Annotated in this window: 12 protein-coding genes; 9 read left to right on the forward strand and 3 right to left on the reverse strand. The window is 65.9% G+C overall.

All coding sequences use genetic code 11. The features are described from left to right. The first annotated feature begins 140 nt into the window (after positions 1–140). The 7 genes from ASC93_RS12080 (at position 141) to ASC93_RS12110 (ending at position 8,557) form a co-directional block, all read left to right on the forward strand. Positions 141–737, forward strand: a complete 597-nt coding sequence (locus ASC93_RS12080; protein WP_056441798.1) for a MarC family protein — start codon at positions 141–143, stop codon at positions 735–737. A 28-nt stretch (positions 738–765) separates the two neighbouring features. Next, on the forward strand, positions 766–1,236 hold the full coding sequence (locus tag ASC93_RS12085; RefSeq protein WP_157201899.1) for an FKBP-type peptidyl-prolyl cis-trans isomerase: 471 nt from the start codon (positions 766–768) through the stop codon (positions 1,234–1,236). 14 nt (positions 1,237–1,250) lie between these two features. Further along, a complete protein-coding gene (locus tag ASC93_RS12090; protein ID WP_056441803.1) occupies positions 1,251–2,087 on the forward strand; it encodes a helix-turn-helix domain-containing protein in 837 nt (278 codons plus the stop codon). 69 nt (positions 2,088–2,156) lie between these two features. After that, positions 2,157–3,401 (forward strand): glycosyltransferase, encoded by a 1,245-nt coding sequence (locus tag ASC93_RS12095; protein ID WP_056441807.1) that lies wholly within the window; start codon positions 2,157–2,159, stop codon positions 3,399–3,401. 78 nt (positions 3,402–3,479) lie between these two features. Continuing rightward, positions 3,480–5,744 carry an ATP-binding protein gene (locus ASC93_RS12100; protein ID WP_056441809.1) on the forward strand — a complete coding sequence of 755 codons (2,265 nt, stop codon included), beginning with the start codon at positions 3,480–3,482 and terminating at the stop codon, positions 5,742–5,744. A 334-nt stretch (positions 5,745–6,078) separates the two neighbouring features. Then, positions 6,079–7,968: a protease pro-enzyme activation domain-containing protein gene (locus ASC93_RS12105; RefSeq protein ID WP_162251861.1), complete on the forward strand. Its 1,890-nt coding sequence runs from the start codon at positions 6,079–6,081 to the stop codon at positions 7,966–7,968. Positions 7,969–7,996: 28 nt separating this feature from the next. Next, complete coding sequence (locus ASC93_RS12110) at positions 7,997–8,557, forward strand: PEP-CTERM sorting domain-containing protein (RefSeq protein ID WP_056441816.1); 561 nt, start codon at positions 7,997–7,999, stop codon at positions 8,555–8,557. A gap of 84 nt (positions 8,558–8,641) precedes the next feature. Here ASC93_RS12110 and ASC93_RS12115 read toward each other — a convergent pair whose 3' ends face one another. Further along, on the reverse strand, positions 8,642–9,745 hold the full coding sequence (locus ASC93_RS12115; RefSeq protein ID WP_056441819.1) for an aldo/keto reductase: 1,104 nt from the start codon (positions 9,743–9,745) through the stop codon (positions 8,642–8,644). A 100-nt stretch (positions 9,746–9,845) separates the two neighbouring features. Between ASC93_RS12115 and ASC93_RS12120 the strand changes: the two genes are divergently transcribed. After that, positions 9,846–10,757 (forward strand): LysR family transcriptional regulator, encoded by a 912-nt coding sequence (locus ASC93_RS12120; RefSeq protein ID WP_056441822.1) that lies wholly within the window; start codon positions 9,846–9,848, stop codon positions 10,755–10,757. Here the strand turns inward: ASC93_RS12120 and ASC93_RS12125 are convergent. Continuing rightward, positions 10,754–11,554, reverse strand: a complete 801-nt coding sequence (locus ASC93_RS12125; RefSeq protein WP_056441826.1) for a hypothetical protein — start codon at positions 11,552–11,554, stop codon at positions 10,754–10,756. The genes ASC93_RS12120 and ASC93_RS12125 overlap by 4 nt on opposite strands. Before the next feature lie 166 nt (positions 11,555–11,720). Then, the gene (uvrB, locus tag ASC93_RS12130) at positions 11,721–13,817 is read right to left on the reverse strand and encodes an excinuclease ABC subunit UvrB (RefSeq protein WP_056441828.1); all 2,097 of its coding nucleotides are present in this window, start codon (positions 13,815–13,817) and stop codon (positions 11,721–11,723) included. A gap of 108 nt (positions 13,818–13,925) precedes the next feature. Between uvrB and ASC93_RS12135 the strand changes: the two genes are divergently transcribed. Continuing rightward, on the forward strand, positions 13,926–15,137 hold the full coding sequence (locus ASC93_RS12135) for an amino acid aminotransferase (protein ID WP_082547963.1): 1,212 nt from the start codon (positions 13,926–13,928) through the stop codon (positions 15,135–15,137). Positions 15,138–15,239 lie beyond the last annotated feature (102 nt).

A 15,239-nucleotide genomic window follows, 5' to 3' on the forward strand; every position in this document is an offset into this window, starting at 1 on the left:
CCGCGGCGCGTGGGTACGGGGCCACCGTACGGTCCGCCGCTGCCGTAGGGTGGGCGGCCTCCGCCCACCAAACGCGGGCGGACCACGACATGTATAGATCGGTTAATATCGGTGGTCGCAAAAACAATAACAACGCCCCCATGACCAAGAGCTTCTTCCAGACCTTCATCCTGCTGCTGCTTGTCACCGACCCCTTCGGCAACGTCCCCCTGTTCGTGACCGCGCTGAAGGACGTCAACCCGGCCCGCCGCCCGCGCATCGTGATCCGCGAATGCGCCATCGCCTTCGTCCTGCTGCTGCTCTTCATGTTCTTCGGCCGCCACTTCCTGGCCGCGCTGCAGCTGACCGACATCTCGCTGCGCATCGGCGGCAGCGTGATCCTCCTGATCATCGCCATCCGCATGATCTTCCCGCATCCGGACGGCGTGCTGGGCCGCAGCGAGGGCGGCGAGCCGTTCATCGTGCCGCTGGCGATTCCCGCGCTGGCCGGGCCGTCCGCGCTGGCGACCGTGCTGCTGTTCACCTCTGGCTCGATCGAGGAAGTGATGGTGCACGTGGCCGCGCTGGCGTTTGTGGCCGTGATCTGGCTGGCCGTCTTCCTCGGCGCCGAACGCCTGCAGAACGTGCTGGGCACGCAGGTCATGACGGCGTTCGAGCGCCTGATGGGCCTGATCCTGACGGCGATGTCGATCGAAATGCTGCTGGGCGGCGTGCGCGCCTTCGTCAAGACCCTCTGACTTCAACAAGGAATCCAACATGAACACGATGTTCCGCGTCTGCTCCCTCGGCCTCGCGCTGACCCTCACGCTCACCCTGGCCGCCTGCAAGCGTTCGAACGAAACGTCCGCGTCCGGGCCCGCGTCCGCGCCGGCCGAGGTCAAGGTCGACACGGCGCCGGTCGCCTTCCAGAAGATCGATACGACGGCCGGCACGGGCGCCGTCGCCACGGCCGGCAAGATCGTCACCGTCAACTACACGGGCTGGATGTACCTGCCGGACGCGCCGCAGCACCACGGCGAACAGTTCGACAGCTCGATCGGCCGCAAACCGTTCACGTTCCGCCTCGGCAGCGGCGGCGTCATTCCCGGCTGGGACCAGGGCGTCGACGGCATGAAGGTGGGCGGCAAGCGCACGCTCGTCATTCCCGCGTCGCTGGGTTACGGCGCGGACGGCGCCGGCCCGATCCCGCCGAACGCCAACCTGATCTTCGACGTCGAGCTGCTCGACGTGCAGTAACGGCGCAACCGGTCATGCGGGCCTGGATGCACACGCCGCAGGGCGAGCTGGCCGAGGCCGTGCACGGCATCGGTTTCGTGTCGACCGTCGACGATCCATGGCCGCCGGCGCAGCCCCAGCTGAACCGGTTTCCGGCGATGGTGTACTGCAGCCTGAACTTTTTCACGCAGGGCGCCGTCGCGCTGCCCGGCGCCGACGGCACGCTGCGCGCCTTGCCCGACTGGGTCGTCTCGGGACCGCGCACGCGGCCCGTCGCGTCGCTGACGCTGGCCCCGCTGCGCACGCTGGGCGTCGTGCTGTATCCGGACGCGTTCGCGCTGTTGACCGGCCTCGCGCCGGCCGCGCTGCAGGACCGCAACGACCCGGCCAGCGATCTTCTCGACGCCGGCTGGGCCGACTGGCCGCGCGCGCTGCGCGCCTGCGCCGACGAGGCCGCGCAACTGGCCTGGATCGAAGCGCGGCTGGGCGCACGCTGGCGGGCCGTGCGCGCCCGCTGGGATGCGGGCCTGGGCGCCAGCCTGCGCCGCATGGCCGCGCCGGACGGCGCCGCGACCGTCCCCGCGCTGGGCGCTGAACTGGGCATCGGCGCACGCCAGGCCCAGCGCCAGTACCGGTCCCGCGTCGGCCTGAGCCCGGCGCAGGCGCGCCGCCTGCAGCGCATGAACGCGGCGGTGGTCGCGCTGCGCGATCCGGATGCGCCCGCCCGGACGCTGGCCGACCTCGCCGCGGAACTGGGCTATGCCGACCAGGCCCACATGGCACGTGAACTGCGCCAGCTCGCCGGCCTGCCGCCGTCGCGGCTGGAAGCGCACATCGACACCGACCGCGAGTACTGGCCCTATCGGCTCTGATGTCGGGTTTATTCAAGCCGGCACGAATGCCGCCGGCCACAATCGTGCCTTCCACGACGAGGCACGACCATGCACATCACCTTTCTCACCTACGGCACCGACGGCGACACCCGGCCGTTGCTGGCACTGGCGCGCGCCGTCATCGCGCGCGGCCACGCGGCGCACGTACTGGCCGACGTGGCCGGGGCGCCGCACGCGCAGGCGCTCGGCATTCCCTTCACCGTGCTGCCCGGCGACATGCGCGCCGCGTTCCTGCCCGGCGGCGCGTTCGGCGCACTGATGAAGGACGGCGCCGACATGACGCGCCTCATGCGTGCCTGCGCCGCCCTCGCGCGCGACCACACGCGGCCGTGGATGGAAGCGGCGTGCGCCGTCGCGCAGGGCAGCGACGCGCTCGTGTATTCCGGCCTCGCCGGCTTCGTCGGCCTGGCGGTGGCGGAGGGGCTCGGCATCCCGTGCATCGGCGCCGCGATGTGGCCGATGACGCCCACGCGCGCATTCGCGCCGCCGTTCCTGCCCATGTATCGGCTGCCCGGCTGGGCCAACCTGCTGGCCCATCGCGCGTTCGAGCGCCTCGCGTGGTCCATGTTCGGCCCCGAACTGAACCGCGCGCGCAAGCAGGTGTTCGGCGCCGCGCCGCGGCGGCGTCCGTGGCGGGACGTGCCGATGCTGTACGGCTGCTCCCCGACGTTGCTGGCGCGCCCGGCCGACTGGCCGGCCGGCGTCGACATCACGGGCGCCTGGGCGTTGCCGGCAGGGCAGGGCTGGCAGCCGCCTCAGGCACTGCTGGATTTTCTCGGCGCCGGTCCCGCGCCCGTCTACATCGGCTTCGGCAGCATGGCCGGCATCGACCAGGCGACGCTGATCGATGCCGTCGACGCCGTTGCCGCAGGGCGGCGCGTGCTGTTCCACCCGGGCTGGAGCGGCATCGATCCGGCGCGCCTGCCGCCCGGCGTGTTCGTGCTGGGCGATACGCCGCACGACTGGCTGTTCCCGCGCACGGCGCTCGTCGTCCACCACGGCGGCGCCGGCACCAGCCACGCGGTCGCGCGCGCGGGCGTGCCGTCCGTCGTCGTGCCGTTTGCCGGCGACCAGTTCTTCTGGGCGCGGCGCATGGCCGAACGGGGGATCGCCGCGACGTGTCCGGCGGCCAGGCTCGATGGCGCGCGGCTGGTGCAGGCGGTCGCCGCCGCGTCGGCACCCGGCATGTGCGCGGCGGCGCGGCGCACGGCGCAGGCGATGTTGCACGAAGACGGCGTGCGCAGGGCCGTCGACCGGCTGCTGGGCGGCGCCGCGCGCCGGCTGGACGGCTGACGACCTCCTGGGTATATCTTGGGTATATACTGAAACTCCGCTGCCTGATTGCCAGTGCAAGAACCTGTCGGTCTTCAGATGAATCAGTCGCTCTCCCGCCGCACGACGATAAGTTATTACCTGGTGATCTTATTGGTGGTGGCGACGCCCGCCTTGCTGGTCTGGCAGCATGTCGGGATGATCCGGACCGTCGAGATTTCCCCACGCCAACCGCACGGTGTCCGGGTCACCGACGACCGCGAGGACATGCACGGCAATTCGGTCGCCTCGCTGGTGCGCACCAGGGATGCCATCATCCTGCACTGCGCGCTGGGGGCGAGCGCCACGTACCCGTTCTGCAAGGTGCAATTCCTGTTGGGCGCGCCGGGCAAGGGCGTGGACCTGTCCGGATTCGACACGATTGCGTTCGATCTGCGCTATTCGGCAGCGCGGCCCCCGCAACTGATCAAGCTTCATGTCCTGAATTTCGAGCCGGAGTTTTCCCGGTTGGGCAACTGGAACTCGCAGCGGTTCAACGAAGCCCGCATCGAACTTCCCGCCCAGCCCACCTTCACGATTCCAGTCAATGTCCTGCGCACGGCGGACTGGTGGCGAACCTTGTACAACGTTCCGCTGTCCAAGAGCTATCCGCGGCTGGACCACGTGACGGCCGTGGAAATCTCGACGGATGCCGTCCCACCGGGGCAACTGATCACGATCGAACTGCGATCGCTCCAGTTTCGCGGCAAGTGGATCTCGCAGACGGCGCTTCTCATGTGGCTGGTGTCCGCGTGGATCGGCTGCGGCATTCTCGGCCTGTCGCTGGGCCTGCTGCATTTTCGCGCCAGCCTGTCGGTCAGTAATGCGCGCCTGGAACATCTGGACGCCATCGCACGGGAACGCAAGGCGGCCGAGGCGGCGCGCGAGGCGGCGCTGGCCGAGGCGGTCGGGCTCGCGCGCCAGCGCAGCAATTTTTTGGCGCAAATGAGCCACGAATTGCGCACACCACTCAACGCCATCATCGGCTATGCCCAGCTGCTGCGGCGCGACCGCCACCAGTTGACCGATCGGCAGGCCGCCGGCCTGGCCACGATTCATGAGAGCGGCCAGCATCTGCTCACCCTCATCAACGACATCCTGGACCTGGCGCGGGTCGAGGCCGGCAAGATGGTCTTGCATCCGGCCGCCGTCCATCTCGGCGCTTTCCTGCAGGTGGTGGTCGACATCATGGGCGTCAAGGCCGCGGAAAAAAGCCTGTCGTTCAGCTACGAGCTCGCGGCCGACCTGCCGCCCGTGGTGACGATCGACGAGACGCGCTTGCGCCAGGTGTTGCTCAACCTGCTGGGCAACGCGGTGAAGTTCACCGATCGCGGCACGGTTTCCTTGCGCGTGATGGCGGCACCGCCCGCCGACGAACCGGACACCCTGCGCTTGCGCTTCGAAGTGGCCGACAGCGGTATCGGCATGAGCGCGCAGCAACTCGGACGCCTGTTCCATCCTTTCGAACAGGTGGCCGACAAGCAGCGGCGCGAGGGCGGCACGGGCCTGGGCCTGGCCATCAGCCAGCAACTGGTGCACCTCATGGGCGGCGACATCGCCGTCGCCAGCGAACCGGGCAAGGGCAGCACGTTCTGGTTCGACATCCCGGCGCCGGCCGCCGCCGGCAGCCCGACCATCCAGCCGTCGCAGCATGCCATCGTCGGCTATGAAGGCGAGCTCAAGCGATTGCTCATCGTCGACGACGTCCCGCAGAATCGCGCGATGCTGCTGGACCTGCTGCAAGCGGTGGGATTCATCGTGGCGGGGGCCGAGAACGGCCTGGAGTGCCTGGTATTGCTCGACAGCTTCAGGCCCGACCTGATCGTGATGGACGTCATGATGCCTGTCATCGACGGCAATGAAACGACGCGTCGGATACGCCGGATGCCGGAATGGGACAAGGTCCCGATCATCGCCGTGACGGCCAGCGCCAGCCAGGAAGACGAAGCACGATGCCGCGACGCCGGCGCCGACGCCTTTCTCGCCAAGCCGGTCGAACACGATATCCTGCTCCGCACCATCGGCCTGCAACTGTCGCTGAACTGGATTGTCGGAGAACCGCCGCAGGAACCGCTCACCCCGGACGCCGAGGAAGACGCTGCCCTGGTCGCCCCGCCGGCCCAGGAGATCGAGGAACTCTGGCAATTGGCGCGGATCGGCAACATGCGCAAGATCAGGGAGCACGCGGACTACCTGCGGTCGCTCGATCCGGCCTATGCGCCGTTCGCGAATCGCCTGCACGCATTGGCGCAGGGCTACCACTCGAAGGGCCTGGCCGCCTTCGTGGCGCGCTACCGGACCGCAAACGCGATGCCGCCGCTTTGACGGGGCGCCGGCGCCATGCGCCGCGCCGCGCCGCGCGGCCGCCCGTCATCGTCGTTCACATTTTCCTGCTCCCGTACACGGATTCGCGCGCCTCCTAGCACGTCGCCGCGCTGCTGCCCAGCCCCGGTAATTTGATGACAATCAATTACATGTGTGTCGAAGAAATTTACACCAAAACAATTTTCCAGACACAAAAAAGTGACGGGCGGATGACAAGTTTTTGATTAATCAAGGAAATAACTCTTGGTTACTGAAAATGGCATACCCCTTGCTTGGGCTATCGATGCGCTTGCCGACCCCGGCAGGGCCCTCAACAATCATCAGGGAGTCCGCATTGAAAACCCTCACCGCAATTACCGTTGCCATCGGTGTGTTGACCACGTCGCTGGCTTACGGCGCCACGACCTCTACCCAGTTCCACGTCGACAAGGACGCGCGCATCGTCGATCTCGGGCTCGCGCCCCAGTCGGAGGTCAGGCAGATCACGCTGTCGCTGGCCGTCAGGAATCTCGCCGCCATGGAAGCGCATGCCGCCGCGGTCGTCGACCCGGCCAGCCCGAACTACCGTAAATTCCTGACGCCGGCGCAAGTGGGCAGCCTGTATGGCCAGGACGCCACGTCGATCGCCCAGGTGGTCAATTTCCTGAAGGCGCAGGGCCTGACGGTGACGAAAGTCTATGCGAACAACCTGCTGATTTCCGCGCAGGGCACGAATGCCCAGCTCGCGGCCGTGTTCGGCAGCCCGATCCACGCCTACCAGACGCAAGGCCGCACCTACGAGGCACCGGCCGGCACGACGGCGATGCCCGCCAACCTGGCCGGCATCGTCAAGTCCGTGCACGGCCTGAACGGCCGCCCGCTGTTCCGCAGCAATATCACGCGCCAGCCGGCGTCCGGCGTCGCCACCGGCGAATCGAAGCTGGTGCCGAGCCGCATCCCGACCCCGAACGCCACGGCCGCATCGCTGCCGGGCGAGTACACGGTGCTGGACCTGGCCGCCAAATACAACGTCAACCCGCTGTATGCGGCCGGCGTGACCGGCGCCGGCAAGACCATCGGCATCGCCACGCTGGCCGGCTACCGCCAGTCCGATGCGTACGGCTACTGGAATGCGCTCGGGCTGTCGGTGGCGCCGAACCGCATCACCGACGTGCTGGTCGACGGCGGTCCGCTGCCGGACGACGGTCCGGGCAGCGGCGGCGCCGGCGAGACCACGCTCGACGTCCAGCAGTCGGGCGGCGTGGCGCCGGGCGCGAATATCCGCGTCTACCTGGCACCGAACGAGGGCAACGGTTTCCTGGACATGTTCGCCACGGCCGTCGACGAGAACATCGTCGACACGCTGTCCGTGAGCTGGGGCGCCGCCGAGGTCTTCAACGGCCCCGCCGACCTGGCCGCCTTCCACGCCGTGTTCGTCCAGGCCGCGCTGCAGGGCATTCCGGTGATCGCCGCGTCGGGCGATGCGGGCGCCTTCGACATCAACAGCAACTTCCCGTATCCCACCTGCACCACCTTGCTGACGGCGGACCACCCGGCGTCCGACACGGCCGTGCTGGCGGCCGGCGGCACGACCCTGCCGCATACGCAGGTCCACAAATACGGCAGCATCACGATCCCGACCGAGCGCGCCTGGGCCTGGGACTACCTGCGCGGCTACATCACGTCGCACTACGGCCAGACGCTGTACTACTCGGATTACTTCCCGGTGGGCGGCGGGGGCGGCGTCAGCGTGGACTTCGACCGGCCGTCGTACCAGACCGGCCTGGCCGGCGCGATGACGAGCGCCGCGGCGCAAAGCCTGTACTGCAAGGCGTCGCTGCTGGGCGATCCGGGCGCGGGCTATGAAGGCCTGATCGACCTGCCGCCGGGCGTCGCCGGACGCAACCTGCCGGACGTGTCGCTGAATGCCGACCCGTACAGCGGCTACCTCGTGTACTTCGACGGGCAGTGGGGCGCGGGCAGCGGCGGCACGAGCTTCGTGGCGCCGCAGCTGAACGGCATCTTCACGCTGATCGCGGCCGGCAAGAACAGCCGCCTCGGCATGCTGCATCCGCAACTGTACGGCGCGTTCAAGACCTACGGCTACGGCGCCACGTCGCCGTTCCGCGCGATCACGGCCGGCACCAACCTCTACTACAAGAGCACGAACACGTTCAATCCGGCGACGGGCCTCGGCTCGCTCGACGTGGCGAACCTCGCGCGTGCCTTCGGCGTGAGCCTGTGAATCCGATAACCAGCTACGAAAGATTGCGATGAAATCGATCAAACAAACCCTGCTCGGCCTCGTACTCGCCACCTGCGCCGCCTTCGCCTCCGCCACGCCGACGTTCAGCGACACGTTCTTCGTCGTGCCCGATTTCGGGCCGGCCACGACGCAGACCTGGAACTTCGGCGTCGCCGAACCGGGCGCCATGTCGGGCGACACGTTCGTCTACGACTTCCTGTTCAACACGCCGCCCGAGCCCGCGTGGTTCGAATTCACCGCGTTCCCCGACCTGGTGGGTTCGCTGGCCTTCACGGACCTCGGCTTCTTCGCCGGCGACTTCGTGACGCCCATCGACGCGCTGGCCCTGTCGCTGACGAGCGAGCTGGCCAGCGGCCACGGCACGATCACGAGCGGCACGTACGACTTGCGGCTGGCCGGGACCTTCCTCGTCGACGGCGCCGGCTTCACGGGGCAGGCGCTGTCCGACATTCCGGAGCCGGTGAGCCTGGCGCTGATGGGCGTCGGGCTGGCCGGGATGATCGGCGCGCGCCGCCGCAAGGCCGCCGCCGCGGCCGAGCCGGAACACGCCCAGGGTCTGTCGGACTGACGTGTTCCGCCAGCAGTCAGACCGTCGCCCCTGCGCAGGCAGGGGCCCAAGTTTGCATGCTACCCGCAGACGGTCGGACACACCCTAGTCGACGCCGCTGCCCGACCCTTCGACGAGCACCGGCGCGCGATAGCCCGCCGGCTTGTCGCCGACCCGCGCGCCGCCGTACATCATGCCCTGCATCGCATTCGTGAAGAAATAGTAGGGGAACGGCGTCGCGGGTCGGCTCGCCTCGTCGAGCCGGTTGGCGAGTTCGGCCGGGAGTTCGAAATCGAGCGCCCCAAGGTTCGTCGCGAGCTGTTCCGGCCGCGACGCGCCGACGATCACGCTGGCGACACCCGGCCGGTTCGCGACCCAGTTGAGCGCCACCTGCGCCATCGGCCGGCCGACGGCATCCGCCACTTTTTCCAGCTCGTCGACGATCTGGAAGTTGCGCTCCGTGAGGTGCTGGAACGCCGGGTTGCCGTTCCCCTGCATGGCCGCGAGACGGCCTTGCGTGCCCGCGTCGCGCCGATAGCGGCCGGCCAATACACCGCTGGCCAGCGGGCTCCAGACGGTGATGCCCATGCCGAGCTCCGTCGCCAGGCGCTGGTATTCGTGCTCGATGTTGCGTTCGACGAGGGAATACTGCAGCTGCAATGCCGACACCGGTTCATAGCCGCGCCACTCGGCCAGCGTCTGCGCACGTGCCGCATACCAGGCCGGCACGTCCGACAGGCCGATGTGGCGGATTTTGCCCGCACGCACGAGGTCGTCGAGCGTGCGCATCACTTCCTCCACAGGCGTCAATTGATCCCAGGCGTGCACGTAAAACACGTCCAGGTAATCCGTCTGCAGGCGCTTGAGCGACCCTTCGACGGCGCGCATCAAATTCTTGCGGCCATTGCCCCCGCCGTTCGGATTGGCGGCGGCCAGGTTGAACGTGTATTTGCTGGCCAGGACGAGCTCGTCGCGCGCGCCGCCGGACTTGATGAATTCGCCCAGCCACGTCTCGCTGGTGCCGTTCGTGTACACGTCGGCCGTATCGACGAAGTTGCCGCCATGGTCGCGATACAGGTTGAACACGCGTTCGGCCGCCGCCTTGTCGGAACCCCAGCCCCATTCCGTGCCGAAAGTCATCGCGCCCAGCGACAGGCGGCTGACGCGCAGCCCGGTGCGGCCGAGGGTGTAGTAGATGGGTTGTTGCATGACGTTTCTCCTTGTCTGGTTGAATGAACGTCAGCATAGTCGGCTCAATAAGAAAGAAAAACTGGCATAATCTTCAATCCTTATTAAGAGCTGCTTCATAATGAAACTGACGCAACTGGATGGATTGCTGGCATTTGCTACCGTCGCCGAGCGCGGCAACTTCACGGCCGCGGCCGCGCTGCTGGAAGTGACGCCGTCGGCCGTCAGCCAGACGGTCCGGCAACTCGAAGAACGGCTGGGCGTGCGCCTGCTGCACCGGACGACGCGCAGCGTGCGCCTGACGGAAGCGGGCGAGCAATTTCTCGCGCGCGTGGCGCCGGCCGTGGCCGAGCTCACGCAGGCGGCGGCCGAGCTGGACGGGTTCCGCAGCGGCGCGACCGGCGTGCTGCGGTTGAACATGGCGAACATCGTCTACGCCGTGTGGCTGCGTCCCTTGTTGCCGGGCTTTCTTGCCAGGCATCCCGCCATCACGGTCGAACTCGGCTTTGACGAGGGATTCGTGGACATCGTCGCGAGCGGGTTCGACGCCGGCGTGCGCCTGGGCGAATCCGTCCAGCTCGACATGGTGGCCGTGCCGCTGACGCGGCAGGAACGGCTGTGCATGGTGGCGGCGCCGGACTATGCGACGCGACGCGGCCTGCCGCGCACCATCGAGGAATTGCAGCAGCACGATTGCATCCGCTACCGGTTTCGCAAGAACAATGCGATCTACCGCTGGGAACTCATGCGTGACGGCCGCCTCGTCGATGTGGAGGTGGACGGGCCGCTGATCGTCACGAACAGCGCGTCAATGGCGGACGCGGCGCGCGACGGCATCGGCATCTCCCACGTCTTTCTGCGGCAGGTCGACGCCGACCTTGCCGCAGGCAGCCTGGTGCCCGTGTTGCCACAATGCTGGTCGACACAGCCGGGCTTTCATCTCTACTATCCGACGCGGCGGCATTTGCCCGCCAAGCTGCGGGCATTCATCGATTACTGTGGCGAACAGTTGGGAGAAAACCCTCTCGCTTAAGGCAGCTTCGTATTTTCAATATTGCGGATGTAAGCGGCTTGATCGTGACCGACATAATTGCCAAGCGCTTGCGTGTAAACGGATTGTGGCGAGGCGCGTGCTCCCAAATGCGCGCCCGCCTGATTTTTGTAATCCGCCAAGTGCTGCATGCCGGCAAGCAATTGGACGGCAGTGCTATTCTTCAAATCGCCGCTCGACAATTTCACGCCCGAGCTCGTGGTCATTCCAGGTGTCGCCCACACCCCGCCGGCAAGAATTCCGCTGGTCACTTGAAGCAAACCGATCGACGGCCCACCCTGAGACCAGTTCCGACCGGAATCCCCCATCGTCGTCGGGTCTCCGTTGGATTCCACGCGATATTCCCGTTTTACGACTTCCGGATCCAGGCCGAACCTGGCCGCGTTTGCGTCGATAAAGGCGTCATACTCCGCCTTGGTTTTCAACTGGCCGCGATTGGATTGAGCATCACGCAGCATGCTGTCGGAAATATAATTTGTACCGACCCGATCCACGCGAACCTTCGATTCGGCCAAGCGATACGTTCCGGCCACATTGTGCGGCGTTGATGGCGCAGGCGGCACCTGTGTGACGGGATCGCGTTTCTTCTCGGACGGGGTGTCGTCGTTTTGCGCTGCGTGGTTGAGCTTTTTATGAAGACTCGCAAGTATGCGCTGGAGAAGCTTGTCGTACTCGTTCCTGGTGAGCGTGCTGCCTTTTTTATGCAGCTCCGCTTTCAACTGATTGATGTCGTGGAGCGCCGAGTGGAGCCAGCTATCGGCCTGAATTGTATTTCCCATGGCTTAACCCCTTACGATTAGATATTGATCGTGCAATTCCTGGGGTAAAGCGTAAAAGATCAAGCTGGCCGGGCCGCGACAAAAAAGCGAAGCCTTGCGCCTGGCGCCGAAGCACAGCCTGGATCAATCAAGATAGTGCCGCTGCGGCGCTTGCGGCGGCGGTGTCTTATTTGCCGAGGATGGACACCACATTGTCCGCCCCCGGCGCCCCGAACGCCTGCTGCTTGAGGACATGCAACTGGTCGCGCACCTGCGCCGCCTTTTCGAACTCCAGGTTCTTGGCGTGGTCGACCATGAGTTTTTCGAGGCGCTTGATCTCTTTCGAAATCTGCTTCTCGCTCATGCCCTCGACCTTCGCCGCGTCCTCCGACAGGCCGACGTCGTTCAGCATGGCCTTCTGCGCGGCCGCGCTGTAGACGCCGTCGATCATTTCCTTGATCTTCTTCTGCACGCCTTTCGGGATGATGCCGTTCGCTTCGTTGAACGCGATCTGCTTGGCGCGGCGGCGTTCGGTTTCGTCGATCGCGCGCTTCATCGAATCCGTGATCTGGTCCGCGTACAGGATCGCCACGCCGTTCAGGTTGCGCGCCGCGCGGCCGATGGTCTGGATCAGCGAGCGTTCCGAGCGCAGGAAACCTTCCTTGTCGGCGTCGAGCACGGCGACGAGCGACACCTCCGGCAAGTCCAGGCCCTCGCGCAGCAGGTTGATGCCGACGACGACGTCGAAGGTGCCCAGGCGCAGGTCGCGCAGGATTTCCACGCGCTCCACCGTGTCGATGTCGCTGTGCAGGTAGCGCACCTTGATGCCGTGGTCGGACAGGTATTCCGTCAGCTGCTCGGCCATGCGCTTGGTCAGCGTCGTGACCAGCACGCGCTCGTCCTTCTTGATGCGGTCGGTGATCTCGCTCATCAGGTCGTCCACCTGCGAGCGCGCGGGTTTCACGATCACCTGCGGGTCGACGAGGCCGGTCGGACGCACCACCTGCTCGACGACGTTGTCGGCGCGTCCCTTTTCGTAATCGGCGGGTGTCGCGGACACGAAAATGCACTGGCGCATCTTGCTCTCGAATTCCGAGAATTTCAGCGGCCGGTTGTCGAGCGCGGACGGCAGGCGGAAGCCGTAGTCGACGAGGTTCACCTTGCGCGAACGGTCACCGTTGTACATGGCGTTCAGCTGGCCGATCATCACGTGCGACTCGTCCATGAACATCAGCGCGTCCTTGGGCAGGTAGTCGATCAGGGTCGGCGGCGGCTCGCCCGGCATCGAGCCGGACAGGTGGCGCGAATAGTTTTCGATGCCCTTCGTGAAACCGACTTCGGCCAGCATCTCGAGGTCGAAGCGGGTGCGCTGCTCGAGGCGCTGTTCTTCCAGCAGCTTGCCCTGCTGGCGGAATTCCTCCAGGCGGTCGCGCAGCTCGGCCTTGATCGAGTCGACCGCCTTCAGCACGGTGGCGCGGCCGGTGACGTAGTGCGAGCCGGGGTAGACGGTGAAGCGCGGGATCTTCTGGCGCACCTTGCCCGTCAGCGGGTCGAACAGCTGCAGCGATTCGATCTCGTCGTCGAACATCTCGACGCGGATCGCCAGCTCGGCGTGTTCGGCCGGGAAGATGTCGATCGTGTCGCCGCGCACGCGGAACGTGCCGCGCGCGAAGTCCATTTCGTTGCGCGTGTACTGCATCTGGATCAGGCGCGCGATGACGTCGCGCTGCGCGACTTTGTCGCCCGTGCGCAACGTCAGGATCATCTTGTGGTACTCGTTCGGATTACCGATACCGTAGATGGCCGACACGGTGGCGACGATGACGACGTCGCGCCGTTCCATCAGCGACTTCGTGCACGACAGGCGCATCTGCTCGATGTGCTCGTTGATCGACGAGTCCTTTTCGATGAACAGGTCGCGCTGCGGCACGTACGCTTCCGGCTGGTAGTAGTCGTAGTAGGAGACGAAGTACTCGACGGCATTCTGTGGGAAGAATTCGCGGAACTCCGCATACAGCTGGGCCGCGAGCGTCTTGTTCGGGGCGAACACGATGGCCGGACGGCCCGCGCGCGCGATCACATTTGCCATCGTATAGGTCTTGCCGGAACCGGTCACGCCGAGCAGCGTCTGGTACATCAGGCCGTCGTCGATGCCCTCGATCAGGCCCTCGATCGCGGTCGGCTGGTCGCCCGCCGGCGGGAACGGTTGGTGCAGCTTGAACGGGGAATTCGGGAACGTGATGACGGTTGGTGCTGGAGAATTTGCAACCGATAAATCTGCCATTGGATCAGACCTTTGCTAGAATGAGAATCCGCCTGCGACCCAGCATTGTTCGAGGTCGCTGTCTATACAACCGCTGCGAAACCCAGCCGACAAACCAAGTTTATCACGATGAATTCCCCAGCTCCTGCCAGCATCTTCAGCGCCATCGCCATGGCCCCGCGCGATCCCATCCTCGGCATCACCGAAGCCTTCAATGCAGACACCAACCCCGCCAAGATCAACCTGGGCGTCGGCGTCTACTACGATGACAACGGGAAAGTGCCGCTGCTGGATTGCGTACGCAAAGCGGAAGCGAAGCTGATGGAACAGCCGACGCCGCGCACCTATCTGCCGATCGAAGGCCTGGGTGCGTACGACAAGGCTGTGCAAGAACTCGTATTTGGTGCCGACAGCGCCGTAATTCAAGAGAAGCGCGCGGTCACCGTGCAAGCCCTGGGCGGCACCGGCGCGCTGAAGATCGGCGCCGACTTCCTCAAGCGCTTCTCGCCGGATTCGCAAGTCTACATCAGCGACCCGAGCTGGGAAAACCACCGCGCGCTGTTCGAAAGCGCCGGTTTCACCGTCAACACCTACGCCTACTACGATCCGGCCACCAAGGGCGTCAACTTCGACGGCATGCTGGCCGACCTGAAGGCGATGCCGGAAGGCGCCATCGTCCTGCTGCACGCCTGCTGCCACAACCCGACCGGCGCCGAACTGAACGCCGACCAGTGGGGCCAGGTGATCCAGGTCGTGCGCGCCAACAACCTGATCCCGTTCCTCGACATGGCCTACCAGGGCTTCGGCGACGGCATCGCCGAAGACGGCGCCGTCGTGCGCCGCTTCACCGAAACGGCCGGCCCGCTGCTGATCTCGAACTCGTTCTCGAAGTCGTTCTCGCTGTACGGCGAGCGCGTGGGCGCACTGTCCGTCGTCGCCTCGACCACGGAAGAGGCCGCACGCCTGCTGTCGCAGCTGAAGCGCATCGTCCGCACCAACTACTCGAACCCGCCGACGCACGGCGGCAAGGTCGTCGCGACCGTCCTGTCGACGCCGGAACTGCGCCAGCTGTGGGAAGACGAGCTGGCTGGGATGCGCGTGCGCATCAAGCAGATGCGCGACGAGCTGGTCAAGAAGCTGGCCGAAAAAGCACCGGGCAAGGACTTCGCGTTCGTGCGCGAGCAGGTCGGCATGTTCTCGTACTCGGGCCTGACGAAGGAGCAAGTCGAGAAGCTGCGCGCCGAATCGATCTACGCCGTGGACACCGGCCGCATCTGCGTGGCCGCGCTGAACTCGAAGAACATCGACACCGTCGTTGACGCCATCGCAAAAGTTCTCTAAAATCGCGGCCTTCCGCTAAGCAATCATTGTTGGCGGAATCTATTCCCTGATAGCTCAGTCGGTAGAGCGACGGACTGTTAATCCGCAGGTCCCTGGTTCGAG

Origin of the sequence: Massilia sp. Root335, assembly GCF_001425685.1 — a bacterium.
In the GTDB taxonomy this organism is placed as follows: Bacteria; Pseudomonadota; Gammaproteobacteria; order Burkholderiales; family Burkholderiaceae_D; genus Telluria; species Telluria luteola.

What these genes read in the sequence shown, in the direction of transcription:
- ASC93_RS12125 (WP_056441826.1), bottom strand. Translation starts at nt 11,554, where the DNA reads ATGGGAAATACAATTCAGGCCGATAGCTGGCTCCACTCGGCGCTCCAC.
- ASC93_RS12080 (WP_056441798.1), top strand. Translation starts at nt 141, where the DNA reads ATGACCAAGAGCTTCTTCCAGACCTTCATCCTGCTGCTGCTTGTCACC.
- ASC93_RS12110 (WP_056441816.1), top strand. Translation starts at nt 7,997, where the DNA reads ATGAAATCGATCAAACAAACCCTGCTCGGCCTCGTACTCGCCACCTGC.
- ASC93_RS12120 (WP_056441822.1), top strand. Translation starts at nt 9,846, where the DNA reads ATGAAACTGACGCAACTGGATGGATTGCTGGCATTTGCTACCGTCGCC.
- ASC93_RS12135 (WP_082547963.1), top strand. Translation starts at nt 13,926, where the DNA reads ATGAATTCCCCAGCTCCTGCCAGCATCTTCAGCGCCATCGCCATGGCC.
- uvrB (WP_056441828.1), bottom strand. Translation starts at nt 13,817, where the DNA reads ATGGCAGATTTATCGGTTGCAAATTCTCCAGCACCAACCGTCATCACG.
- ASC93_RS12090 (WP_056441803.1), top strand. Translation starts at nt 1,251, where the DNA reads ATGCGGGCCTGGATGCACACGCCGCAGGGCGAGCTGGCCGAGGCCGTG.
- ASC93_RS12085 (WP_157201899.1), top strand. Translation starts at nt 766, where the DNA reads ATGTTCCGCGTCTGCTCCCTCGGCCTCGCGCTGACCCTCACGCTCACC.
- ASC93_RS12100 (WP_056441809.1), top strand. Translation starts at nt 3,480, where the DNA reads ATGAATCAGTCGCTCTCCCGCCGCACGACGATAAGTTATTACCTGGTG.
- ASC93_RS12115 (WP_056441819.1), bottom strand. Translation starts at nt 9,745, where the DNA reads ATGCAACAACCCATCTACTACACCCTCGGCCGCACCGGGCTGCGCGTC.
- ASC93_RS12095 (WP_056441807.1), top strand. Translation starts at nt 2,157, where the DNA reads ATGCACATCACCTTTCTCACCTACGGCACCGACGGCGACACCCGGCCG.